The organism is Nocardia sp. NBC_01388 (assembly GCF_045040085.1).
Classification (GTDB): Bacteria; Actinomycetota; Actinomycetes; order Mycobacteriales; family Mycobacteriaceae; genus Nocardia.
In genome coordinates, this window is sequence record NZ_CP109553.1 from 3,733,911 (window position 1) to 3,756,906 (window position 22,996).

Below are 22,996 nucleotides of genomic sequence, written 5' to 3' on the forward strand. Positions count from 1 at the left end.
GGAGGGGAGGTGGCCGTGGCCGAGCACGGAATTGCCGACAAACAGGATGTGCTGGTGTCGGTCGACGGGATCGACTGGCCTCATCTCGACCGGTTCATCGCACCGGAATCGACACTCGATGAAGTGCGCGACGTGATCGAATACCAGCTGCGGCAAGCTGGAAAGTGGTGGGGCTTTCGGCGGTTGAACGACCTGCAGACGACCCCGCCGGTGACACTCGCCCGGATCGAGCCCCTGTGGGAGCAGTGGTTACGGATGCGCGAGAGGGATGCGCGCGACACCATCGTGCCGGCGGGCATCGCGATGATGACCTTGGGTCTGCGGGACTTGGACAACCCGGGCTGGTCGCCGCGCACCCATGCCCGCGCCGCGCTGGGCTTTCTGCGCATGACCGTGTTCTGGCTGGGCTACGAGCTCAGCGGGCCGGGTTTCGGCATCTGCACCGCGCTGTGCGAACCGGACCATTTCCTGCTCGGGGCGCACTATCCGGCGGTGCGTGACACCTTGATGATGTCCATGATCAAGATCTGATCCGCGGTATCGGAGGACGATATGGGTGCCGAAGACCCCAGAAACTCCAATCCGCTGATCGCGCTGGCGGAGATCGGCAAGAACGACAACGCCGAGCGCCGCGTCGCGGCGTGGGTAGGTGCAGGCATCCTCGGCACTGTGCTGGCGCGGGTCGCCGCCCGCTCCGATGGAATATCGCGCGCCACGATCTCGCGCGCCACGACCTCCGCGGGCGATACGTCCTGGTCCGAGTCCCAGCGGCCGATCGACCACCGCCGTATTGCTCCGGGCACGGTCAGCAAGGCGGTGACCGTGTTGAAATCGCACGAACTGCTCGAGACCGGTCGGCCCGTGCGCAGAGACAAACACAACATCGACCAACTGCATCTGGGCGACCGCTTCGTCACCGCCGCGATCCACCTCAAGCTCGACAAGGACAAACCCTCCGGGATGCTCGTTGCGCTCTGCGACATCAGCGGTCGCACCATACGCGCCGAGCACACCCGGGACTTCACCGAGGAATGTCGCAGCTGGCACATGCTGCCCCACTTCATCCGCGCCAGTGTCGATGATCTGCGCCGTAGTCTTCAGGATCGGCACAGCGGGTTCGAACCGGCTCTGTTCGGGGTGGCAGTCGAGGTCGGCGCACCAGTCATCGACGGAGCTGTGCGTCCGATCGGCGCCAACTTCCACATCCCCTTGGCCACCGCGCTGCGGACGCTGTTCGCCCCACCGCCAGGAGCCCCCGGCCTGCCTCCGGCGATCCTGGTCGAGAACGACGCGGCCTGCCTGGCCGCCCTGACGTGGCGTGATCGCGGGTATGACGTCGCCGATCTGGCTGTCGCCGTCGTCCTGGACAACGGCGTCGGTGGCGGGCTCATCATGGACGGGCGATTGCGCCGCGGTCACTCCGGCCGCGCGATGGAAATCGGCCACCTGCTGGTCGCGCACCGGCCGGGGGCCTCACCGAAATTGACTGTCGGGCAACCCGGTACACGACGTCTGGATCGGCAATCACCGCGGTGTACATGCGGACTCGCCGGCCATGTGGACGGCTTCGCCACGGTCAACAGCCTGCGCAGGGATCTGCACGCCGAGGACACCGACACCCTCGAACAGGCAGCCCAGCGACTGGACCCCTGGCATGCGCGCCGGGTGCTGTCCCGCAGTGGATCCTTCCTCGGCCGGGCACTCGCCCACGTGTGCAACGTGATCGATCCCGGGTTCTTGCTGCTGTATCTACCACGCGAGCTGGCAGATCCCGATCCTGCCCGGCGCACCACCCACTACATGCAGACAGCGCGACGCGAGTTGGTGCAGGCCTTTGCCGTGCGCGGCCAGCCACCCACGGAATTCGACATCCAATCCCTGCCTATCGGTCCCGATGGAGCCGACCGCCTGCTCGCTCGCGCTGCTGCGGTCTGCCTGCTGGACAGTGTGATCGAGCAGGCGTTGGCCTACGACCCTCTCGACAGGTGACATGGCCCGAAAGTCGCCAGGTGGGTTGATAGGTGAAGGGCCGGAAAGGAATTCCTTTCCGGCCCTTCACCTATCAACCCATCTAGGTGTTCGCGGTGTCCGACTGCTCGGCCTTCGCGGCCTTGGCCTTGGCCACCTCGGACATCTCCTTGAGGTAGGCCTGCATCTCGGCGTACTCGGCCATCGCCTTCTGCTGCTCGTCGTCGAACTGTGCGGCCATCTCCTCGGCCTCCGCTGCTACCGCATCGTTGATCAACTTGGTGATCCACACGTTCAACTGCATTCCGTGCCGACGGGCCAAGCGCTTCGCGCTGGTCGCGGTCGTGCGCGGAATTTTCACGTTCAGCTGCTGCTCCGCTACGCCGCCCTCGGGGGTGTCCACCTCGTTGTCGACGTTCACCATGCTGTCGCTTTGCTTCATATCCCAACTGCCTTTGCAAACTGCGAGCTCAGCGCCCCCCGCCGACAGAGAGAGCGACCGTGGAAGGCCCCTTCACCCGCCAACATCACACCCCCTGGTCAAGGAACCCCTAACCCGAAAGATAGCTCCGATGAGACGACTAGTCTCATCCGTCTATTTATAGCTTACTCCCCCTCTGTTTCTCCAACTTTGCATCTTTGGGAAGCGAGGTTTACGAGAAGTTATCAAACTGTGGCCTAGTTCCATTCTGCGCTCGGCAGTAGTCTACGCAGTAATTAGATTAGCGTAATAACTAGACCTAGTTTGTACAACTAGGTCTGGCCGACTAGGCTGACGGAGGGTTGTCGGGACGTTGTGGCCCCGCCCAGATCAGTGACGCCTCGAAAGGAACGATCCATGGCCAACGATCCGGAAGATCTCGGATCCTCGGGCCCCGAGCCCACACCGAAACCCGGTGCCACACCTCGCAATCGGACGTGGCACCGTCGGTGGGAGGCCGGTGCCTTCCTCCCCGCATTGGCCGCAGGAGCCATCCTTCTGGCGGGCGACAAGGCATACCTGTCCGCCGAGCACACGGGCAACACCTCGCCGGTGGTCGTCATTGTCGAGAGCGCGCCGGCCGCGCCGCCGCACTGCCACCAGCCGGCGCCGGCGACCGGTACCGGCGGAATCGCCACACTGCGGCCGGTGACCGCGACCGCGACACTCACCGCGATGCCGCCGGTGACCGTGACCGCGACACTCACCGCGATGCCCTGGGTCGTCGTCATTGTCGAGAGCGCACCGGCCTCGCCGCCGCCGCGCTGCCGATAGCCCGAAAGCACCTAAAACGCCAGCCCCTGCGGGTCATATCCGCAGGGGCTGGCGTTTTGCTTCATGTCGGCACCACATACAAGAACCCACCAGAGCGACCATGGCCCCGTGACCGCCAGATCGCTGAAGGGCCTCGGCCAGGACCGCATCTCCGTAGTACGGTCGGCCGCTTCCGCTGTCACCGTGCGGGTTTCGGTGAGCTCGGGCACGTACTTGTAGATCGTGGACCGCGAGACTCCGAGCAGCCGGGCGACCGAGGACACCGCCTCCTCCGGCCGGGTGACAATGGCGCGGGCCTGACGGATCTACTCGTCCGTCACGGCCGGCGGGCGCCCAAGGCGCTGCCCGCAGGCACGCGCGGCGGCCAAACCCTCGTTGGTGCCCTGCACGATGAGCTCCCGGATGAACTCGGCCAAGGCGGCGAGGACATGAAGCACCAGCCGGCCGCCCGGGGTGGTGGTGTCGATCACCTCGTACAAGGACCGAAATCCAATGTCGCGCTTGCGAAGAGCCCGGACACGATCGAGATCAGGTCCTGCACGGAGCGGCCGAGCCGGTCGAGGGACGGCATGACGAGGGTGTCGCCAGGCGCGCATGTAGTGCAGGCAGTTTCCGAGTTCTTCGCGAGCGGCGTCCTTGCCGGACTTCTTATCCGCGTAGGTCTTCTGGCATCCGGCGGCGGCGAGGGCGTGCAGCTGGCGGTCCAGCAGCTGGCCGGTGGTAGGGACCCTCGCGTACCCGATGAGTGCGCACCCGCCGCCGATCGGATCGAGCGCATCCCCTTCCAGGACAAGCGGTTTGGGGATATCAGCCCGCGACCAAGGAAGCAGACAGCCGTCGAGCTGGGAATTCATCCGGTGACGCCGTCGAAGTGGTTGCGCCAGGACGACATTGATCACGGTCTAAGACCGGGCAAGTCCTCGGCCGAGTCAGCCGAGCTACGCGCCGCGCGCCGGCGGATTCGCGAACTGGAGGGCGAACTGGCCATCGTCCGCCAGGCCGCGAAGTTCCTCGGTGAGGACAAGCCCCTCCCAAAAGGGCTCTACCCGGTGATCGACCGTCTCGTCGATGCCGGGGCACGGGTGGACAGATGTTGCCGGATTCTCGGAGTTGCCCGGCAGAATTACTACGCACAAACGCACCCCGGCCACACCCCGCCAGCTGCGGCGGCAGTGGATCACCGGGCTGATCCGCGAGGTCCAACGTCGTCTCCCGCGGCACCTACGGCTACCGGCGAATCCATGCCGAACTCACCCTCGGTATGCGCGCGCGTGTTTGCCCACGGACGGTGTCGGTCCTTCGCTCGACTGATCCTGCCGACCTTCGCCTCCCGTCGACTCCGCCCTCGCGATGATCTGACCTCCTCGCTGACACTCCAGATGTCGACCGGAACGATAGATCTCAAAGAAGCGCTGTCGACGGTCTCGTTGCTGCTGATCGCTGGACACGAAACCACATCGAACCTCATCCTCGGCACGATGCTCTCGCTGCTGCGCAACCCGGACGAGCTGCAACGCGTCCGCACGGACGCAACCAGGCTCAATGCCATCCTCGACGAGACGCTGCGCACCGACCCGCCACTCCCCGTAGCGAGGTGCCCTGGCTGACGCCGGATGAAGGCCGCAGTCGCCCGGCACAAATTCCTTCTCGGGCGGTGGGCCCATAGAGCCAGCGCCTTGGGGATGCTCTGTTCGAAGTACCCAACCGCCGCGGATGTCCGGTCTCAATCGATCCGATGTACGGCGAGCTCGCCAACCTGGAGTGCATCAGATCAAGTGAGACGGTCACGGATACGGCGTCTCGACTGGCATGAGACCCGACGACATTGCACCCGCGGAGCCTCGTCGCCCTGATCTGCGATGCATCAGGTCGACCGAGACAACCGGGTCGTTGGATCACCTCGAGTGAGACTGCGTCAGATCGGATGAGACCGGACGGCAGATCAATTTGCCAGAAAGTTGCCAAGGCCAAAAACTTCGGCGCGCCACTAATCGACACGCCGAAGGCCAATCGATCGTCGCGAACGTTTTCGCGAACGTATTCAGGCTGATCTCCTGTGATCTGTTCGAACGCCCAGTGATTCCGGCACCTGCCCACCGAACGTCAAAAACTGTCTCACCAGCGAAAAAGCCTCATCTACCCGGCCATACGGCCCGGAGATGTTCCTGCGGTACCGCATCAACTCCATCTCGCTGCGCCTGCACCCCTCGGACAGCGCAACAAGCTAGTCGGAGAAACACTATGGGGCATACACGGTTTCGTGCATGCCCCAAATTTTCCGGGCAGCGGCCCGGATGACTGACGGTTGCTTACGGTAGAGCCGCGATCAGCTGCTCGACCTCGACGCGCGGGCCCGTGAAGAACGGGACTTCTTCGCGCACATGCAACCTGGCCTCGGTGGCGCGCAGGTCACGCATGAGATCGACGATGCGGTGCAGTTCCGGGGCCTCGAAGGCGAGGATCCACTCGTAGTCGCCGAGGGCGAACGAGGCCACCGTATTGGCGCGCACATCCGGGTAGCCGCGGGCGGCCTTACCGTGATCGGCCAGCATCTTGCGACGCTCCTCATCGGGGAGCAGGTACCAGTCGTAGGAGCGCACGAACGGGTACACGCAGATGTAGTTGCCCGGCTCCTCGCCGGTGAGGAATGCCGGCAGATGGCTCTTGTTGAACTCCGCCGGGCGGTGCAGGGCGGCATTGCTCCACACCGGGTTCGAGACCGAACCGAGCTCGGTGACGCGGCGGAAGTCGGAGTAGGCGGCCTGCAGATCCTCGATCCGCTCGGCGTGCCACCAGATCATGAAATCGGCGTCGGCGCGCATACCGGCGACGTCGTACAGCCCGCGCACCACCACCCCGCGCTCTTCCAGCGAATCGAAGAAGGCCCGGGCCTCCTTGATGGCAGCCGCCCGATCCTCCCCCAGCACACCGGGCTCCACCTGGAACACCGAGAACATGAGATAGCGGATGGTGTCGTTCAGGGACTTGTAGTCGAGTCGCGCCATACCCCCATCGTGCCATTCGCCCGCACCGGGGGAAGCGGCGGACCCGCTGGATTCGGACAGGCTCAGCGCGCGGTCGCGGCCCAGGAGTCGATGAGGCGGCGCAGGCCGTCGCGGAACGGGTCCTCGGAGGTGACGGCGTCCGCGACCGCGTTCATATGCGCTGAGAGCAGGGGATATTCGTCCGGATCCAGGGCGGCGAGGTGCGTACGGGTGCGCAGCTGAACGGCTTTCAGATCCGTGTGTTCGACCAGTGCGGCGCAACCGAGTGTGAACAGGTACATCTCCCGATACGCTCGGAGGGCATCGGTCACGCTGAGACCGAGCGAAAGATTGTCGGCCACTTGTGGTTCGGTCAATCGAGCCAGGAGGCGGGGGCCGAGCAGGGAGCGCCGTTCGCGCAGCAGCACGAGCACCGGATGGGCGGCGATCAGGGTGTACCAGGCGCAGAAACGCCTTTCGGTGGCCTGCGCCCAAGGCAGGGAGCCCGGGGCGACATCGGGCAGATCGGCGGCGAGATGATCCGCGAGCAGGTCGAGCAGACCGTTCAGATCGCCACCGCCGCGGCGTACAACCGTGGTGTGCGAGACCTTCAGATAGGACGCGATGGCACGGAAACTCAGCTGCGCCGCACCGCGGGATTCGATGATCGCCAACCCGGCGCGCGCAATCGCCTCCGGGGTCGCCTGCTCGAGCGTCTTCGAGGTCCGTGGCATGAAACCAGCGTAAGTTACAGTGTAATTATCCGCCACCGCAACCCGCCCGAACCGATCCAGCGAAGGAAGTGCAGTGCATCCGACTTACGCCGACGTGAAGGCGGCCACCGACCGCATATCGGCACACGTGCGACCGGTCGTGCTCACCCCGGGCGAAGCGGGCCCGGGCGGGCGGCAGTGGCGACTGGCACTCGAACATCTCCAGTACTCCGGCAGTTTCAAGGCGCGCGGCGCGGTGAATTTCATGCTGGCGCACCGGGAACAGGGGCTGCTGCCCCGGATCGGGGTGACCATCGCCTCGGGCGGTAATGCGGGCGTCGCCTGCGCCTGGGCCGCGCGGATGGTCGATTCGGCGGCCACGGTATTCCTGCCCGACTCCGCACCGCCGGTGAAGGTTTCGCGGCTGCGGGCGCTGGGGGCACAGGTTATGTCGGGTGGAGAGTCGTACGCCGACGCCGCGGCCGAATGCGAAAGATACGCTGCGGCAACGGGAGCGCTGCGATCACACGCTTATGACGATCCCTACATCGCCGCCGGAGCGGGGACACTGCTGGAGGAGATCGTCGCGCAGGCGCCCGACACCGATACGGTCGTCGTGGCGGTGGGCGGCGGCGGGCTGCTGACCGGGGTGGCGACAGCTGCTGCGCACCATGGCATTCGGGTGATCGCTGTCGAACCCGAGTACTGCCGGGCCTTCAATGCCGGTCTAGCAGCAGGACATCCGGTGGATGTGCCGATCGACTCCATCGGCGCAGACTCGCTGGGTGCGCGGCGCACCAGTGAAATGGCGATCGCGGTAGCCGCCGAGTGTGACGTGCGGTCGGTACTGGTGACGGATGAGCAGATCATCGCGGCACGCCAATTCCTGTGGGATGACCGCAGACTCGCGGTCGAGCATGCGGCGGGAACCGCGCTGGCGGCACTGCGGTCGGGAGCCTATGTGCCCGAACCGGACGAGCGGGTGGCCGTAGTGGTGTGTGGAGCGAACACCGATCCGTCCGACCTGGCGGGATAGCGCACCGCCTGCTGCGGAATGAGACGCTGGCCCCGCACCCCGATCAGCCTGAACCGTGCCGATCGAGCGGTGAAAATGTCTCAGGTGGAGCCCGAGCACATGGGACTCGGGTAGAGCCGATTACATGGGAATGGTGCCGTTGGGGCGGCCGGGGTCGGGCAACTGTCTGGTCAGATGACGCGCCGGACTGACGAGCTGATCCGACCGGGTAGTGCGCCGATCCGGTCGGGCAGTGGCTGATCCGGTTCGGCAGCAGGCTGACCCGGTTGGGCAGTGGCTGACCCGATCGGGCGGTGAGCTGATCCGGTCAGGCGGTGGCTGATCCGGTTGGACGGTGGCCGACCCGGTTGGACGGTGGCCGACCCGGTCAGGCGGTGGCCGACCCGGTCAGGCGGTGGCCGACCCGGTCAGGCGGTAGCCGACCCGGTCAGGCGGTAGCCGACCCGGTCAGGCGGTGGCCGACCCGGTTGGGCGGTGGGCTCGAGAAGGTCAGGTCAGTTGCTCGGTGATGCGTGCGGCGGCAGTGGTGCCGGAGGCTGCGCATGCCGGGACGCCTACGCCGTCGAGATACGCTCCAGCTAGTGCCAGGCCGTCGAGATCGGCTGTGGCAGCGCGGAGTTCGGTGATACGCGCGGTGTGGCCGGGTGCGTACTGCGGCAGGCCGCCTGGCCACCGCTGTACTACTGCGCTCAATGGGTTGATGCCGGCGCCCGTCACCGTGGTCAGGTCCTCGACGGCGGCCTGGATCAGTTCCTCGTCCTGCCAGGACAGCATCGAATCGTCGCCGAAGCGGCCGAAGGAGGCGCGTACCAGGGCTACCTCGCGGGCGGCCAGGTGCGGCCACTTGCGGCTGGACAGGGTGAATGCCTTGGCGCGCAACGATTCACCGGTGGCTACGAGAATTCCTGAGTTGTCGGGGAGTGCGGTGTCCTGCGGGAGTGCCAGCGCCACTACCGCAGACGAGGACAATTCGATTCCGGCGGTCAGCTCGGCGGCTTCCGGGGCGACCTCTCGCAGCAGCTCGGCAGTCACGGGGGCGGGGGTGGCCAGGACTACGGCATCGACCGCGCCGATCGGGTCGAGTTGCCAGCCTGTGGCGGTGCGCGTGAGTCGCGTTACGGGAGTATCGGTTTCGACCTTCACGTCGGCCGCGGCGCGAAGGGCATCCAGAAGCACGCGGTAGCCGTCGCGGATACCGCCGAAGACCGGGGTATCGGATGGCGGTGGCAGAGCGTCGGCGACCGCCTGCGAGAGGCTGCGTGCTCCGGCGTCCAGTGCTGCGGCCAGGGTGGGGAGAGCTGCGCGGACTCCGATCGAGCCTGCGGTACCGGCATAGACACCGCCCAGTAGCGGATCGACGCTCCGGCGAACCACCTGCTCGCCGAACCTGTCGGCGACCAGGGCGCCGACAGAGATATCGCTGCCGCACTCCCAGGTCAGTGGCCTGTCCGGTTCGGCGGCAATGCGGGCGATCGTTTCGGCGTCCACCAGGCCGGACATAGCCTCGGGAGATGCCGGGATGCCCATGAGGGTGTTCCCCGGCAAGGGGTGGGGAACACCTTCCGACCAGACCAGAGGGCGGCGACCCGCGGGGTGCACCAGCTGATCCGCGATGCCCAATTCCCGCATCAGCTGGGGGATTTCGGGGCGGCGGCCTACAAAAGCCTCGGCTCCGAGGTCGACGGGATCACCTTCGATGTCCGTGGTGCGGAGGATGCCGCCGAGGCGGTTGCGGCGATCGAGGAGGATCAGCTCGGCGGCAGGGCCCAGGGCTTTGCGGAGGCGATAGGCCGCCACGAGGCCGCTGATGCCGCCGCCGACTACTGCGATCCGCATTGATCACTCCTCGTTCGTATGGGCTGTTCCGCTGTTTGCAACCTACCTTCACGGGCGGTGTGAGCTGTGTCCGGTGTTGCTCCCGGTGTCACGCAGAACAAGAAGAAGCATGGGAACGCGGGGAGACGAACCTGACCTCGGCTCCCAGTCAGGAGGAACCTGCGGTCTTGTGTGGGGTGATCAGCTGGGTCCGTAGCTGGCGGCGGAAGAGCGGGTGTCTCTGCGGCACAGCGGTTATGGGGTTTGTGCGGTGCGGACACCTGCTGTGCGGTCGGGAAGGGCTGGGCGGTGCCCGGCTTGAGGGGGATTCGAGGCCGAGATGAGGCCGGTGCACCTGGGTTGGTTGCGTCGAGAGGTGGTGGTGGGTCCCCGGGGTGCGGGCAGGGCCCGGGATGGCCGTGCTGGTGGCGTCGGGAGAGGTACCCGGTTTACCTTCCGCGGTTACCGGGAGACCCTGCGGTACCAGCAGAGTCGACCGGCTGTGGTCCGGTTTCAGAGACGACACCCGAAAAGACAAAACCCGAAAGACCAAGAACCCGAAGACCGAGGACCCGAAATACCTGCCCGCACAACGACCTGTAGCACCGGCGGGCAGGAGCCCCGGCGGTGGAACAGGTGTTTGGCGGGTGGGTGACGGCCTATTGCCGGTTGTGCTGCCATTCTCGTTCGTTGCGGGCCCGGATCCGCGCCAGCGCAGCAGCTTTCAGCTCCAACGGATGATGCAGGTGGTTGACCTGTGGTTCCCCGGTCGGGTTGATGTGCGGGGGCCCGATCCATCCGGTCCGCCCCGCGAACTGCGAGTCCGGTCCCATGACCACGGTTTTCCATCCTCCGGGCCCGTCGTGCACTTGGGCATGGCAGTGATCGCATGCGAGGGTGAGGTTGTCGATATCGGTGGGCCCACCCTGGGCCCATTCGGTGATGTGGTGCACCGCGCACATCGTCGCCGGGGCGTCACACCCGGGCCGGGTACAGCCTTTTTCCGAGGCGATGAGCGCCAGTCGTTGAGCGGGGCCGGCCAAACGGGGAACCGGGTCGGCACCGAACGTGCGCGGACCGAACACCAAGCACGCGGGCCGAGCACCGTTGACGGGGCTCACCGCCCCGGACTCACCATCGCTGCCGGATGCGTTCGGGTCGTAGTTGATACCGCCTGTCCGCGAACCACGCTTGGGGCTGGTGGGCCGCGCACGGTCACCGAGGGTGGCCGAGCGGGACTCGAGGGTGGCCGAGCGGGAATCGTGCTCGGTACCGGACGAGCGGAGGTCGTCGGCGGAACCGGCCGGACGTGTACCGAACTCGGGATCGGCAGGGCCAGTACCAGCGCTGACCCCCGCCGACACGGAATCGCCTTCGTCGCAGAACGAGCACAGGTCGTGGCCGGAACCACCGGCCCGCGAAACACGCTCGGCACCGACGCAACGAGCACCGTGATCTCCGGGATCGAAGCTCCCCGAACGAGACTCACACTCGGTGCACCGCTCGATACCCGAGGAGTGGGAGTCGCGGTCGAGGGTGGCCGAGCAGGACTCACACGCGGTGCCGAACGAGCACAGGTCGTGGCCGGAACCGCCTGCCCGCGAACCAGGCTCGGGGCTCGCGGAACGAGCGCCGGGATCGGGGCTCCCCGAGCGGGACTCACCCGCGATGCCGCTCTCGATACCCGAGGAACTGCGGGTGTGCTCCAGATCCGCCGACCGCTCACCCCGACCCAGATACAGGGGCAATCCCACCGGATTCAACACCGCCAGATACTTGTTCGACTGCACCGCCAACTCCAAGGCTTCCGGGATCGACACGATCCCACCCGAGGCGGTCGTGGCCACACCGGCTTCGGCTTCCAGATCGGCCACACTCATCGTCACGATCACCGACACCGGCAACCCCCGATGCTTACCCAGCTTGGCCGGGCCACCGAACTCCGGCCGCAAAAACGCCAGCAACGCATCATGATTACGCTGCGCCGGAGAACGCATATCACGCTCGACACACGCCGCCAACTCCTGCGAACTGAGCTTGTGGTCCGACACCCACGGACTCTGCGGGTCCTTCGGGTTGCACATACCCGGGCGCGCGAGCTTGGCGAACACCGGCTCGAGGACCGACCGCAGCTTGCGGTTGATCTCCCCGTTCCACGGCGACATCCCATCCGCACGCTCGGCACCCAACGTCAACCCGCGCATGCGTTCACGATCGGCATCGGAACTCAACGAACCATCCGGATCCAGACCTGCGAGCAGGACTTCGCCCATGACGGGCAACCCTTCGGGGTAACCGGTGGGGGCGAACTCGGTCAACTGCAGTTCGGTGGCTTCACGCACGTCCGTGTCGAGGCTGCCGGGCAACCGGTTCATCACCGTCATGATCCGACGCACATGATCCACACCGATCACACCCGCGCGATGCGCGGCAGCCACATGCGCAAGGGTCGGCTCCAACTCCACCCCCGAGACGATGCGCGGCCCGGTCTCCACCGCGATACTCACCCGGGACGCAGCATCAGCGCGGGAGATACCCAGGGTTTGACGCAGGAACACCTTCGCAGACGCGACACCACCACGCTGAGCCAACCCACGGCTGGTGGTCTCCACCACGAACCGGGTCTGCACGGCTTCGAGTTTGCGTTTACACGTTTCCACTTCCCGCATCACCGCAATGAATTCATCATCCTGCAACGGAACCAGGCAAGCGTTCAGGAGGTGATCGACCGCCACCGACAGTGCACGGGCACTGCCGGTATTCGCGGATTCTCCCCCTGAATTCATACCCCTATTCTACCGCCGCACCATAGGCCAGGAAAGGCGAATCATGTTGTGATATAAGAATATTCAGACTGGCGGACCGACCAGCCTCTTTCGCACCTCTTGCTCTTTTCCGTCTTGTTCTTTTGCCGTTTTCTCTCCTTCTCGTCCAGGCATCTTCTATCTCTTGTTCTTTTGTCTCTCTGTCCCCCGAACCGCGACGACTCAGAGCGGCGCGGGCAGGCTGTGAATCAACTTCACCGTTTCGGTGATTACCGCCGGATCCGTATTCGGCAGCACCCCGTGCCCGAGATTGAAGATGTGCCCGGTGGCGCCCAATGTAATTGCCTCGTCGGCCTCGTGCGCAATTCGCCGGACCTCGGATTCGACCGCGGCGGATCCGGCGAACAGGACGGCGGGATCCAGGTTGCCCTGCAACGCTTTTCCGGGGCCGACGCGGCGGACGGCGTCGGTGAGTGGGACGCGCCAGTCGACGCCTACGACGTCGGCGCCGGCTTCACCCATGGCGCCGAGCAGTTCGCCGGTGCCGACGCCGAAGTGGATGCGTGGGATGGCGGCGGAGGCGACTTCGGCGAAGACTCGTTCGGAGTGCGGGAGGACGTACTCGCGGTATTGGGCGAGGGTCAGGGCGCCGGCCCAGGAGTCGAAGAGCTGGATCGCGTCGACTCCGGCGGCGATCTGCGCTTGCAGGAATTCGATGGTGATGTCGGTCAGGACCCCGAGCAGCTGATGCCAGGTCTCGGGATCCGAGAGCATCATCGCCTTGGTGCGCTCGTGGTTCTTGCTGGGCCCGCCCTCGACCAGGTAGGAGGCGAGGGTGAAGGGGGCTCCGGCGAAGCCGATGAGGGGGGTGCGGTCCAGTGCGTCGAGCAGCAGGCCGATGCCGGCGGTGACCGCGCCGACTTCCTCGGCGCGCAGGCGCGGGAGGGCGTGCACGTCGGCGGTGGTGCGGATCGGGTTGGCCACGACGGGGCCGACGCCGGCGACTATGTCGAGGTCGATGCCCGCTGCCTTGAGCGGAACCACGATGTCGGAGAACAGGATTGCCGCGTCCACGTCGTGGCGGCGGACCGGCTGCATGGTGATCTCGCACACCAGCTCCGGATTGAAACAGGATTCCAGCATGCCGACCCCGACGCGCAGTTCGCGGTACTCGGGCAGGGAACGGCCTGCCTGGCGCATGAACCACACCGGACGACGATGCGGGACGCCACCGGTGGCGGCGACGAGGAGGGGGGCATCGGTCAGCTGGCGGCGGGAGTGAGTGCTCATCACGGCTCATCGTAAAGGCCGCGGGCGGCGCGCCTTCCACTACACCGCGCCGGAGAGGTCTACCGTCCTCATACGTGACACCGCTCGACTTCCGCGACGGCGCCGCACCGACCCCGGAGCCCGAAGAACCCGCAAGGTTCCGAGCCGCGGTCGATGCGATGGGAACCGCAACAATGCACCCCCGGATCGAGCTAGCTCCGATCCGCCCTCCACAGCGCCTGGCTCCCTACTCCTATGCACTAGGAGCGGAAGTCACTCGCCCTGACACGAATGTGGTTCCGGTCGATTCCGACGGGGATGCCTTCGGCCGCCTGATCCTGTTGCACGACCCGAACGGGCAGGAGGCCTGGAACGGCGTCTTCCGGCTGGTGGCCTATATCCAGGCCGATATCGACTCCGCGCTCGCCGCCGACCCGCTGCTACCCGAGGTGGCATGGAGTTGGCTGGTGGACTCGCTCGATTCGCGGACGCCGTTCACGGCGCTGGGCGGCACCGTCACCTCGACCAGTTCGGTGCGATACGGGGATATCGCGGGGCCGCCGCGCGCGCATCAGCTCGAATTGCGGGCCTCGTGGACGGTCGGCGATACCGCTATGCGGCCGCATGTGGAGGCCTTCTGCGAAGTCCTCGCGTACGCCGCGGGGCTGCCGCCGGCGGGGGTAACCCGACTGGATACCCGGCGCGGCGACATCGATTCCGACTAGGCTCGCGAGAACTTCTGTACTGCAACGAAATCGGCGCCGGGCAACTAGCATTCCCGAAAGTCCGGCGCCGAGTCGCCCTTGTTTGTTTATCCGACGTGACGCGGATCGCCACTGTCCTACCCGTAGAGTTCAAGACCATGTCCGTACCAGAAGAGCCCGAAGCCACTGCCGCGGTACCGTTGCTCGCGCCAGCGGAGGGTGTGCCGCCGGTATTGGACAGTGCTGCCGCGATAACGGACGCCGCGCGGCTGCTCGCCGCCGGCACCGGGCCGCTCGCGGTGGACGCGGAACGCGCCTCCGGCTTCCGGTACTCGAATCGGGCCTATCTCATTCAGCTGCGGCGGGCGGGCGCCGGCTCCTTCCTCATCGACCCGATTCCGGTGGACGGTGACCTCACCCCGCTCGCCGACGCGATCAATGATCTGGAATGGGTGCTGCACTCCGCCGATCAGGATCTGCCGGGGCTCGCGGAGCTCGGGCTGTACCCGGCGCGGCTGTACGACACCGAACTGGGCGGGCGGCTGGCCGGGTACGAGCGGGTCGGACTCGCCGCCATGGTGGAGAAGCTGCTCGGGCGCGAACTACGCAAGGGCCACGGGGCCGCTGACTGGTCGACCCGGCCGCTGCCCGACGAATGGCTCAACTACGCGGCGCTCGATGTGGAACTGCTGCTGGAGCTGCGGGACGCGGTCGCGCAGGAGCTCGAGGAGCAGGGCAAGACCGATTGGGCGGCACAGGAATTCGAGCATGTGCGGCTGGCCGAACCCTCCGCGCCCAAATCGGATCGGTGGCGGCGGACCTCCGGCATCCACACGCTGCGACGCACCAGGCAGCTGGGTGTGGTGCGCGAACTGTGGACCACCCGCGACCGGCTGGCCCGGCTCCGCGATGTGGCGCCGGCGCGCATTCTGCCCGATTCGGCGATCGTGGCCGCGGCCAATAGCGAGCCCAAGTCCATTGCCCAGCTGCGGGCGCTGCCGGTGTTCGGCGGGCCCCGGCAGCGGCGCTACTCGCGCGAGTGGCTGGGCGCGGTCGAACGTGCCCGGGCCCTGCCCGAGAGCGAGCTGCCGCCGCTCACGCAACCGTTCGACGGCCCGCCGCCGGTCAACCGGTGGGAACGCCGGGATCCGGCCGCCGCCGCGCGATTGCAGCACGCTCGCGCGGCCATGAGCGAGCTCTCCAGCGAAGTTTCGGTTCCTGTAGAGAACCTGCTGATGCCGGACCTGCTGCGGCGCATGTGCTGGGACGGCCTGCCGCGCACGGTCACGGACGGCGAAGGCCCGGCCCTGATCGACGACTTCCTGTCCGCGGGCGGAGCAAGACCGTGGCAGCGGGAACTAGCCGTCTCGCGACTGGCCGATGCACTCTTCCCGGCCGACGACAAAGAAGCCTGAGCCACACGACCCCGCCAACCCCGGCATGCTTTCGGCCGAGATCCATCGAGGTCGGCTGATCAGTCCCACGTGTGGATCCCGGCCAAAAGCATGCCGGGATGACGAGATGGTCTCCGACAATCGACGATGACGGGGGTGCATCCCCCGTGATCGACGATGACGGGAGCGGTCCCCGACAGTAGACGAGGGTGGGGCACGTCTCCGGCAGTCGGCGACAAGACGCGGCTGCGGCAATCGGCGACGAGGCTTCCTTCGGTCGGCGCGAGCCTTCTTCAGTCTTCGAAGACCGGTGGGCGGCGGTCTTTGCGGGCGCGGATTGCTTCGTCGAAGTTTTCGGTGGTCAGGCGGACGTAGAGCTGGGCGGTGCCCTCGTGCTGCATGTGGGATTCGAAGCTGCCGGCTTCCATGCCACTCCAGAGCATGCGCTTGGTGAGTTCGGTGCCTACGCGGCTCCAGCGGATGATCTGATCGGCCGTGTCGTAGGCGGCCTCGAGAAGTTTGTCGCCGGGAACGACGCGCGAAACCAGCCCTATGCGTTCGGCTTCGGTGGCATCCACGTCGCGGCCGGTGAGCATGATCTCGAAGGCGCGGGTGGTGCCGACCACGCGCGGGAGCAGGTAGCTGATGCCGAGTTCGGCCGAGGTCAGGCCATTGTTTATGCCTGCGGCGCGGAAGTACGCGTCCTCGGAGGCGATGCGGAGATCGGTGCCGACGGCCAGGCAGAAACCGCCGCCGATGGCCGCGCCGTTGATGGCGCTGAGCACCGGCTGATGCATGCGGCGGATGGTGAGCATCACATTGTTGAGCAGCTCCATGGAGCGGCGGGCGACGCTGGTCTTGGTCAGGCCCTCCACGCCGGGCACGCGGCCCGCATGGGTCAGATCCGCGCCCGAGCAGAAGCCGTCGCCGGCGCCGGTGAGCACCACGACGCGCACGTCATTGTCGGCGGCGACCGCCTCCAGGGTTTCGCGCAGCGGCACCATGACATCGAAGGCCATGGCATTCATCCGCTCGGGGCGGTTGAGGGTGACCAGTGCGATACCTGGGCGCGGCTTCTCGACGAGCACGAACTCTGGCGACATGCGAACTCCTGACCGGAAAAACTGCAACCGGTTACAGAATGTACGCGAGAAGCTCAGCGCTGCCTACGCTCGATCCCAATCCCTGAAAAGCCGCGCCGGGCCGCCTATTCCGCCAGTACCCTGTCCTGTTCGAGTTCCACCGCGGTCGCCTGCTCGGCAACCTCGGCCAACCGCAGGCCCGTCCCGGGCACCTGCTCCTCGACCGCCTGCTGTGCGCTTCCGCTCAGCCAGCCGCCGATGCGCTGTGCCACATCGGCCGGGGTGAGACCGAGTTCCTGCAGCACCTGGCCCCGCGTGGCATGGTCCAGGAAGCGCTGCGGCACACCGATATCCCGCGTCGGCACATCGAGCCCGGCCTCACGCAGGCGCGCCGAGACCGTACAGCCGATGCCGCCGTGCAGGCCGCTGTCCTCGAGGGTGACCACGAGCCGGTAGTTCTCGGCCAGTTTCACCACCGCGTCCGAGACCGGGAGCACCCAGCGCGGATCGATGACGGTGACCGAAACACCCTCCGCCTCCAGCACATCCGCGACCTTCAGGGCGAGGTCCGCGAAAGCGCCGACCGCGACCAGCAGGACATCGGCGCGCACCGATTGCGCGGCGGCGTCACCGGATTCGGGCAGGCGCAGCACATCCACGCCGTCGAAGCGCTCGACCGCGGAAATATCTTCGGCGACACTGCCCTTGGAGAAGCGCACGGCCGTGGGCCCGTCGCTGATGCGCAGGGCCTCCCCCAGCTCCTCGCGCAGCGTCGCCGCATCACGCGGGGCCGCCACCCGGATACCGGGCACGATGCCGAGCACCGACAGGTCCCACATGCCGTTGTGGCTGGCGCCGTCGTCACCGGTGACACCGGCGCGATCGAGCACCAGGGTCACCGGCAGCTTGAGCAGCGCCACATCCATGAGCAGCTGATCGAACGCGCGGTTGAGGAAGGTGGAGTAGATGGCCACCACCGGATGCAGACCGCCCAGCGCCATACCGGCCGCGGAGGTCATGGCGTGCTGTTCGGCGATGCCGACGTCGAACATGCGCTCCGGGAAGCGTTTTCCGAACGCCGACAATCCGGTCGGACCCGGCATGGCGGCGGTGATGGCGACAATGTCGTCACGCCGCTCGGCCTGTTCGATCAACTCCTTGGAGAAGATCGAGGTCCAGCTCGGCGCGGTCGAAGCACCCACCGGCTCACCCGTTTCCGGGTCGATGCGGTTGATGGCGTGCATCTGGTCGGCCACATGGTCCTCGGCCGGCTTGTAGCCGCGGCCCTTCTGGGTGACCACGTGCACCACCACCGGACCGCCGAAGTCCTTGGCGCGCCGCAGCGCAGCCTCGACCGCGACGGTGTCGTGACCGTCGACCGGGCCCACGTACTTCAGGCCCAGATCGCCGAACAGCTCCTGCGGCGCGACCGCGTCCTTGATGCCCGTCTTCAGGGCGTGCAGCATCGAATAGGCCGAATCCCCCACGCGCGGAATGGACTGCACGATGCGCTTGGTGGCGTCCAGCGCCTGCTCGTAGGCGGGCTGCATGCGCAGTCCGGCCAGCGTCTCGGCGAGACCGCCGATGGTGGGCGCATACGAGCGGCCATTGTCATTGACCACCACGATGACCGAGCGCTCCTGGCCGGCGGCGATATTGTTCAACGCCTCCCAGCACATACCGCCGGTCAGCGCGCCGTCACCGACAACCGCGACGACATGCCGCTTCTGCCGGGTCAGCGCGAACGCCTTGGCCAGTCCGTCCGCATACGACAGCGAGGCCGACGCATGCGAGGACTCCACCCAGTCGTGCACGCTCTCGGCGCGGCACGGATAGCCCGATAGGCCGCCGTTCTTGCGCAGCGTGTCGAACCCGTCCTTGCGGCCGGTCAGAATCTTGTGCACGTACGACTGGTGCCCGGTATCGAAGATGATCGGGTCGGTCGGCGAATCGAAGATCCGGTGCAGCGCGATGGTCAGCTCCACGACACCGAGGTTCGGGCCCAGGTGCCCGCCGGTAACGGCGACCTTTCGCACCAGGAACTCGCGAATTTCCTCCGCCAGCTCGCGTAGCTCCGGTATCGACAACCGACGCAGATCCTCGGGCATGTCGACCCGGGAAAGCACTCCCACGGCTATTGCTCCCTCCGGATATCTCCTGTGATTGCAACAGTCTACGGAGCCTGCAGCGGCCCCCGACCCCAGGAACTAATTGTCACCTGCGACATCCGCAGGGAATGTGAGGCTCCACACACATTACGCGGATACAGTGGGCCCGTGGTCCCCCCAATTTCGGCCAACGGCGAGTCGCCGCAGACCGGTCACGGCGTGGTGGCTCGCATCATCGACGAAGTATACGAGTTGTGCCGCGCCGACACCTCCGGAGAGCTGGCCGATTACATCCCGGAACTGGCAGCGGTACAACCGGATTCGTTCGGCATCTGCCTGGCCACGGCCGACGGGCAGGTGTACGGCAGCGGAGATCTGGACACCTCCTTCACAATTCAGTCGATTTCGAAACCGTTCACCTACGCACTGGCACTCGCCGATCACGGAACCGCAGCGATGGCCGAGCGCATCGATGTGGAACCCACCGGGGAACCGTTCTACGAAATCAGTCTGGACCCCAAGACACAGCGGCCGCGCAATCCGATGATCAATGCCGGCGCCATTGCCGCGGCCGGATTGATCGAAGGCCGTGATGCGGCCGACCGGTTTGCCCGGATACGTCGCAGCTACAGCCGATTCGCCGGGCGCGAACTGAAACTCAACGAGGATGTCTACGCCTCCGAGGCGCGCACCGGATTCCGCAATCGCGCCATCGGATATCTGCTGCGCGGCGCGAACATCATCGACGGTGATCCGGAAGAAGCCGTGGACCGGTATTTCCGGCAGTGCTCCATCGATGTCACCTGCCGCGACCTCGCCATGATGGCCGCCACCCTGGCGAACAACGGCGTGAATCCGCTCACGCACGAACGCGCGCTCACCGGACCGCTGGTCGAGCAGGTACTCAGCGTCATGACCACCTGCGGCATGTACGACGCGGCGGGCGACTGGGTGACCACCGTCGGACTGCCCGCGAAAAGCGGTGTGGGCGGCGGCATCCTGGCCGTGCTGCCCGGGCAGATCGGTATCGCGGTGTACTCGCCGCGGCTCGACGCACACGGGAGCAGCGTGCGCGGGGTGAAGGCCTGCCGGGAACTCTCACACCGATTGGGCCTGCACTTCCTGCATGTGACACGCGCCGCGCACACCGCCATTCGGACCGCGTACTCGGTGGCCGAGGCACCCTCGAGACTGCGCCGGGACGCGGATGAGCTTGCGGTACTGCGGGAGTGGGGCGACCGCGCCCGCATCTTCGAACTGCACGGCGATCTGCTGTTCGCGGGTGCGGAATCCACGGTGCGGGCCGTGGAGGAAACCTCCGGGCAGCTGGAGGCGCTGGTGCTGGATCTGCGTGAAGTGGCCGATGTGAGCGAGATCGCGGTGCGCATGATCGATGATCTGCAAGCCGAACTGGCCGCCGCCGGATGCCGTGTCGCACTGGTCGATCCGGAGGCGAAGCTCGGGCATATGACCTCGAGCCTGGATCCCGAGGACCCGCGCGGGCGGGTGTTCGCGGACCGGGACAGCGCCACCGAATGGTGTGAGCAGCTCATTGTCGACCGGTACCGGCCGGAGGACTGCACGCCCGCGGCGGCGCTGCGAGTGGAACAGCATCCGGCCATCGCCGATCTGCCCGATGATGAAAGGCAGCGGCTGGCAAAGGAATTCGAGATCCGGACCGTCGCGCGTGGGGAGCGCATCGTGGCGCGCGACAGTCCGCGCGCCGGACTTTTCCTGATCCTCGATGGGCGAGTGCGCGTGACATTCGAGGATCGCGACGGTCGGCGGCACCGGTTGATCTCATTGTCACCGGGCATGTCGTTCGGTGAGATCTCGCTGCTGACCGGGGTGCAGTTCAGCAATGACATCTATGCCGAGACAACCGTGCGGCTCGCGGTGCTGCCGCCGGACAAATTCGATCAGCTCACCGGTCAGGCGCCCGAGGTGAAGCTGGCGCTGCTGGAACGGCTCGCGACGGCGGCGTACGCGCAGGCCGATGCCGCGGTGCGAGCGCTGGCCGCACACGGCGGGGTTTAGCCCCGCCGGAGTGACCGCGCGGCGCGGCGTTCGGTGTGTCGGGCGTCGGTAGCATCGGGGTGCCCTGGCACCGATCGAGGAGGACGCCGTGACCAGCACTGCCATCGATTCCGGCACCATTACGACGTTCGGCGCCGGGAGCGCGAGCGGCACACCCGATCTCATGCGGGTGACCATGTCGATCGAGACCAAGGCCGACAGTGTCGCGACCGCGTACGCGAAAGCCGGCGAGCGCGCGGACGCGCTCATCGGGTCACTGCGCGGCGACGGGGTACCCGGGCGGCACATCTCGACCAGCGGGCTGTCGGTGCGCACGGAAACCGTATGGACGGAAGGCAATCGGGAACAGATCGTCGGATATGTGGCGAGCACCTCGCTGACGGTGACGCTGCGCGATATCGCCACACCGTCGGGAGCGGCGAAGGGCACCGCGGACGGTGGTCCGGCCGCGATCATCGCGCATGCCGTCGAAGCCGGTGGCGACGATGTGCGGCTCGGCGGGCTGGCACTCACCGTCAGCGATCCCGAGAGCCTGCTCACTCGCGCCCGCGACGCCGCCTGGGATCACGCCCTCGCCAAGGCCGAGCAGTACGCCACCCGCGCGGGCCGCACCCTCGGCCCGGTCCTGGAAATCACCGAGAACACCTCCGGATCCTCAACACCCATGCCCCGCATAGCCTTCGCCGCCGCCAAGAGCGATATGGGCGGCGCACCCCCGGTGCCGATGGAACTCGGGGAAAGCGAACTGTCCGCCACGATCCGGGTGACCTGGCTCCTGGGCTGAGCCCAGCCTCAGTGCCGACGCCTGAGCACACACAGAGCTGCGCAGCGCCATCCCGGCATGAGTTCCCCCGCCGTCCCGGCATGGTTTTGGCCGGAATCTCCCTCCGCTGGTGGATCCCGGCCACAAGCACGCCGGGATGACGGGGCGAAGAGCCGGGGCGGAGTGTCTTGGCTCCGGGCTCAGATTGATGCTGTTGCGCTGCTTCAGAATTCGATGTGGGAGAGCAGGGTTTTCGCGCGGGTGGCGGTGAGTTGGATGCGGAAGCGGGTGGCGTCGGCTCGGGTGCGGTGCGGGTGGGGGTTGGTGGCGGTCATGATGCGGAGGTCGCGGAGTAGGCGGGTGCCGTCGCGGACGGTGAGCCGGGAGGTGTCTACGAGGTGGCGGACGTTTTTGGTGCTGTCCGGCTCTGGGGTGCCCACCGCGTAGGCCGTCAGGTGGTCGAGGGTGGCGCGGAGGTGTTCCTCGCAGGCGGCGTAGTCGCGGCGGGAGTAGCAGCGGGTGGCCTGCTGGAGGTGGTCCAGCGGGGTGTGCTGGCCGCGGAGTTCGAGTTCGGTTTCGATCAGGGCGATCTGCTCGGCCAGCTGCAGGGGCAGGCGGTGGGTGGGTCTGAGGCGGCAGCGGATCACTGCCTCGCCCGGCTGGTCGCCGCTGCGCTCGATGCGGAGTTGGTAGCCGTCGGTCAGCAGGGCCGCGCGGAAGCCGGGGAGCCAGGGCGGTAATTGCTTGCGCTCGGTGGACTCACCGCGCAGGAACTTCTGCGCGGTGAGTTCGGCCAGATTCAACAGCGCCTGATCCGCCTCCGCGCTCCCGGCCAGTGCGGCCAGGCGCGCGCCGTACACCGGGGTGACCAGCCTGCCCCAATAGCTTTCGGCATTCACCCACATCGCCGCCGTGTACTCGGGGCGCTTGAGATCCACACTCAGCAGCAGCCCCTCCAGCGAGTGGAACTTGGACTGATCTGCGTAGATGAGTTCCAGCACCGCCGAAAGCGTCGGATCCGACAGCGTAGTCATGATCCTCATCTTGACCGATGCCCCGAATCGGCCGCCGCACAGCCCGTTTCCAGCGGGCCGGCGGAGAGC

General features: G+C 66.7%; 21 protein-coding genes and 1 pseudogene. 10 read left to right on the forward strand and 12 right to left on the reverse strand.

All coding sequences use genetic code 11. The features are described from left to right. Positions 1-15: 15 nt before the first annotated feature. Positions 16-531: a hypothetical protein gene (locus OG716_RS18520; RefSeq protein WP_405138803.1), complete on the forward strand. Its 516-nt coding sequence runs from the start codon at positions 16-18 to the stop codon at positions 529-531. Positions 532-552: 21 nt separating this feature from the next. Next, complete coding sequence (locus tag OG716_RS18525; protein WP_405138804.1) at positions 553-1,989, forward strand: ROK family protein; 1,437 nt, start codon at positions 553-555, stop codon at positions 1,987-1,989. Positions 1,990-2,071: 82 nt separating this feature from the next. On the opposite strand, the gene OG716_RS18530 is transcribed toward OG716_RS18525, so the two are convergent. Then, positions 2,072-2,410, reverse strand: a complete 339-nt coding sequence (locus OG716_RS18530) for a hypothetical protein (RefSeq protein ID WP_405138805.1) — start codon at positions 2,408-2,410, stop codon at positions 2,072-2,074. A 396-nt stretch (positions 2,411-2,806) separates the two neighbouring features. Here OG716_RS18530 and OG716_RS18535 point away from each other — a divergent pair, with 396 nt between their 5' ends. Next, complete coding sequence (locus OG716_RS18535) at positions 2,807-3,223, forward strand: hypothetical protein (protein WP_405138806.1); 417 nt, start codon at positions 2,807-2,809, stop codon at positions 3,221-3,223. Between the two features lie 11 nt (positions 3,224-3,234). On the opposite strand, the gene OG716_RS18540 is transcribed toward OG716_RS18535, so the two are convergent. The 3 genes from OG716_RS18540 to OG716_RS18550 are packed head-to-tail and all read right to left on the reverse strand — an operon-like array spanning position 3,235 to position 4,001. After that, positions 3,235-3,528, reverse strand: coding sequence for a helix-turn-helix domain-containing protein (locus OG716_RS18540; RefSeq protein WP_405139742.1), 294 nt, complete (start codon positions 3,526-3,528; stop codon positions 3,235-3,237). Then, entirely contained in the window at positions 3,529-3,702 is a 174-nt protein-coding gene (locus OG716_RS18545) for a recombinase family protein (RefSeq protein WP_405138807.1), read from the reverse strand. Next, positions 3,690-4,001 carry a recombinase family protein gene (locus OG716_RS18550; RefSeq protein ID WP_405138808.1) on the reverse strand — a complete coding sequence of 104 codons (312 nt, stop codon included), beginning with the start codon at positions 3,999-4,001 and terminating at the stop codon, positions 3,690-3,692. Before OG716_RS18550 ends, OG716_RS18545 begins: the two co-directional genes overlap by 13 nt. Between OG716_RS18550 and OG716_RS18555 the strand changes: the two are divergent. Then, positions 3,991-4,523 (forward strand): annotated as a pseudogene (locus OG716_RS18555) (IS3 family transposase); the annotation flags it as partial. The gene OG716_RS18550 and the pseudogene OG716_RS18555 overlap by 11 nt on opposite strands. Before the next feature lie 79 nt (positions 4,524-4,602). Beyond that, positions 4,603-4,830 (forward strand): cytochrome P450, encoded by a 228-nt coding sequence (locus OG716_RS18560; RefSeq protein WP_405138809.1) that lies wholly within the window; start codon positions 4,603-4,605, stop codon positions 4,828-4,830. Between the two features lie 702 nt (positions 4,831-5,532). Here the strand turns inward: OG716_RS18560 and hemQ are convergent. Both hemQ and OG716_RS18570 read right to left on the reverse strand, forming a co-directional pair. After that, positions 5,533-6,228, reverse strand: a complete 696-nt coding sequence (gene hemQ / locus OG716_RS18565) for a hydrogen peroxide-dependent heme synthase (protein WP_297609242.1) — start codon at positions 6,226-6,228, stop codon at positions 5,533-5,535. Positions 6,229-6,290: 62 nt separating this feature from the next. Further along, entirely contained in the window at positions 6,291-6,941 is a 651-nt protein-coding gene (locus tag OG716_RS18570; protein WP_405138810.1) for a hypothetical protein, read from the reverse strand. Positions 6,942-7,014: 73 nt separating this feature from the next. Between OG716_RS18570 and OG716_RS18575 the strand changes: the two genes are divergently transcribed. Then, complete coding sequence (locus OG716_RS18575; RefSeq protein ID WP_405138811.1) at positions 7,015-7,956, forward strand: threonine/serine dehydratase; 942 nt, start codon at positions 7,015-7,017, stop codon at positions 7,954-7,956. Positions 7,957-8,445: 489 nt separating this feature from the next. Here the strand turns inward: OG716_RS18575 and OG716_RS18580 are convergent, their stop codons facing one another. The 3 genes from OG716_RS18580 to hemE form a co-directional block, all read right to left on the reverse strand. After that, a complete protein-coding gene (locus tag OG716_RS18580; RefSeq protein WP_405138812.1) occupies positions 8,446-9,792 on the reverse strand; it encodes a protoporphyrinogen oxidase in 1,347 nt (448 codons plus the stop codon). Between the two features lie 638 nt (positions 9,793-10,430). Then, the gene (locus OG716_RS18585) at positions 10,431-12,557 is read right to left on the reverse strand and encodes a DUF222 domain-containing protein (protein WP_405138813.1); all 2,127 of its coding nucleotides are present in this window, start codon (positions 12,555-12,557) and stop codon (positions 10,431-10,433) included. A 201-nt stretch (positions 12,558-12,758) separates the two neighbouring features. After that, positions 12,759-13,826: a uroporphyrinogen decarboxylase gene (hemE, locus tag OG716_RS18590; protein ID WP_405138814.1), complete on the reverse strand. Its 1,068-nt coding sequence runs from the start codon at positions 13,824-13,826 to the stop codon at positions 12,759-12,761. A 74-nt stretch (positions 13,827-13,900) separates the two neighbouring features. Between hemE and OG716_RS18595 the strand changes: the two genes are divergently transcribed. Together OG716_RS18595 and OG716_RS18600 are read left to right on the forward strand one after the other, a co-directional pair. Next, positions 13,901-14,530: a DUF3000 domain-containing protein gene (locus OG716_RS18595; RefSeq protein ID WP_405138815.1), complete on the forward strand. Its 630-nt coding sequence runs from the start codon at positions 13,901-13,903 to the stop codon at positions 14,528-14,530. Positions 14,531-14,667: 137 nt separating this feature from the next. Continuing rightward, on the forward strand, positions 14,668-15,924 hold the full coding sequence (locus tag OG716_RS18600; protein WP_405138816.1) for an HRDC domain-containing protein: 1,257 nt from the start codon (positions 14,668-14,670) through the stop codon (positions 15,922-15,924). A gap of 272 nt (positions 15,925-16,196) precedes the next feature. Here OG716_RS18600 and OG716_RS18605 read toward each other — a convergent pair whose 3' ends face one another. Both OG716_RS18605 and dxs read right to left on the reverse strand, forming a co-directional pair. Beyond that, positions 16,197-17,006 carry an enoyl-CoA hydratase gene (locus OG716_RS18605; RefSeq protein ID WP_405138817.1) on the reverse strand — a complete coding sequence of 270 codons (810 nt, stop codon included), beginning with the start codon at positions 17,004-17,006 and terminating at the stop codon, positions 16,197-16,199. A 104-nt stretch (positions 17,007-17,110) separates the two neighbouring features. Next, on the reverse strand, positions 17,111-19,117 hold the full coding sequence (gene dxs / locus OG716_RS18610) for a 1-deoxy-D-xylulose-5-phosphate synthase (RefSeq protein WP_405138818.1): 2,007 nt from the start codon (positions 19,115-19,117) through the stop codon (positions 17,111-17,113). Positions 19,118-19,261: 144 nt separating this feature from the next. Between dxs and glsA the strand changes: the two genes are divergently transcribed. Together glsA and OG716_RS18620 are read left to right on the forward strand one after the other, a co-directional pair. Next, the gene (gene glsA / locus OG716_RS18615) at positions 19,262-21,130 is read left to right on the forward strand and encodes a glutaminase A (RefSeq protein ID WP_405138819.1); all 1,869 of its coding nucleotides are present in this window, start codon (positions 19,262-19,264) and stop codon (positions 21,128-21,130) included. 88 nt (positions 21,131-21,218) lie between these two features. Beyond that, positions 21,219-21,914 (forward strand): SIMPL domain-containing protein, encoded by a 696-nt coding sequence (locus OG716_RS18620; protein ID WP_405138820.1) that lies wholly within the window; start codon positions 21,219-21,221, stop codon positions 21,912-21,914. A gap of 203 nt (positions 21,915-22,117) precedes the next feature. Here the strand turns inward: OG716_RS18620 and OG716_RS18625 are convergent, their stop codons facing one another. Beyond that, the gene (locus tag OG716_RS18625; RefSeq protein ID WP_405138821.1) at positions 22,118-22,927 is read right to left on the reverse strand and encodes a hypothetical protein; all 810 of its coding nucleotides are present in this window, start codon (positions 22,925-22,927) and stop codon (positions 22,118-22,120) included. Positions 22,928-22,996 lie beyond the last annotated feature (69 nt).

Coding starts and splice junctions, on each gene's coding strand:
- OG716_RS18525 (WP_405138804.1), top strand. CDS start 553: ATGGGTGCCGAAGACCCCAGAAACTCCAATCCGCTGATCGCGCTGGCG.
- OG716_RS18570 (WP_405138810.1), bottom strand. CDS start 6,941: ATGCCACGGACCTCGAAGACGCTCGAGCAGGCGACCCCGGAGGCGATT.
- OG716_RS18530 (WP_405138805.1), bottom strand. CDS start 2,410: ATGAAGCAAAGCGACAGCATGGTGAACGTCGACAACGAGGTGGACACC.
- OG716_RS18625 (WP_405138821.1), bottom strand. CDS start 22,927: ATGACTACGCTGTCGGATCCGACGCTTTCGGCGGTGCTGGAACTCATC.
- OG716_RS18550 (WP_405138808.1), bottom strand. CDS start 4,001: ATGCGCTCGATCCGATCGGCGGCGGGTGCGCACTCATCGGGTACGCGA.
- OG716_RS18560 (WP_405138809.1), top strand. CDS start 4,603: ATGTCGACCGGAACGATAGATCTCAAAGAAGCGCTGTCGACGGTCTCG.
- OG716_RS18535 (WP_405138806.1), top strand. CDS start 2,807: ATGGCCAACGATCCGGAAGATCTCGGATCCTCGGGCCCCGAGCCCACA.
- OG716_RS18600 (WP_405138816.1), top strand. CDS start 14,668: ATGTCCGTACCAGAAGAGCCCGAAGCCACTGCCGCGGTACCGTTGCTC.
- hemQ (WP_297609242.1), bottom strand. CDS start 6,228: ATGGCGCGACTCGACTACAAGTCCCTGAACGACACCATCCGCTATCTC.
- OG716_RS18585 (WP_405138813.1), bottom strand. CDS start 12,557: ATGAATTCAGGGGGAGAATCCGCGAATACCGGCAGTGCCCGTGCACTG.
- OG716_RS18580 (WP_405138812.1), bottom strand. CDS start 9,792: ATGCGGATCGCAGTAGTCGGCGGCGGCATCAGCGGCCTCGTGGCGGCC.
- hemE (WP_405138814.1), bottom strand. CDS start 13,826: ATGAGCACTCACTCCCGCCGCCAGCTGACCGATGCCCCCCTCCTCGTC.
- OG716_RS18605 (WP_405138817.1), bottom strand. CDS start 17,006: ATGTCGCCAGAGTTCGTGCTCGTCGAGAAGCCGCGCCCAGGTATCGCA.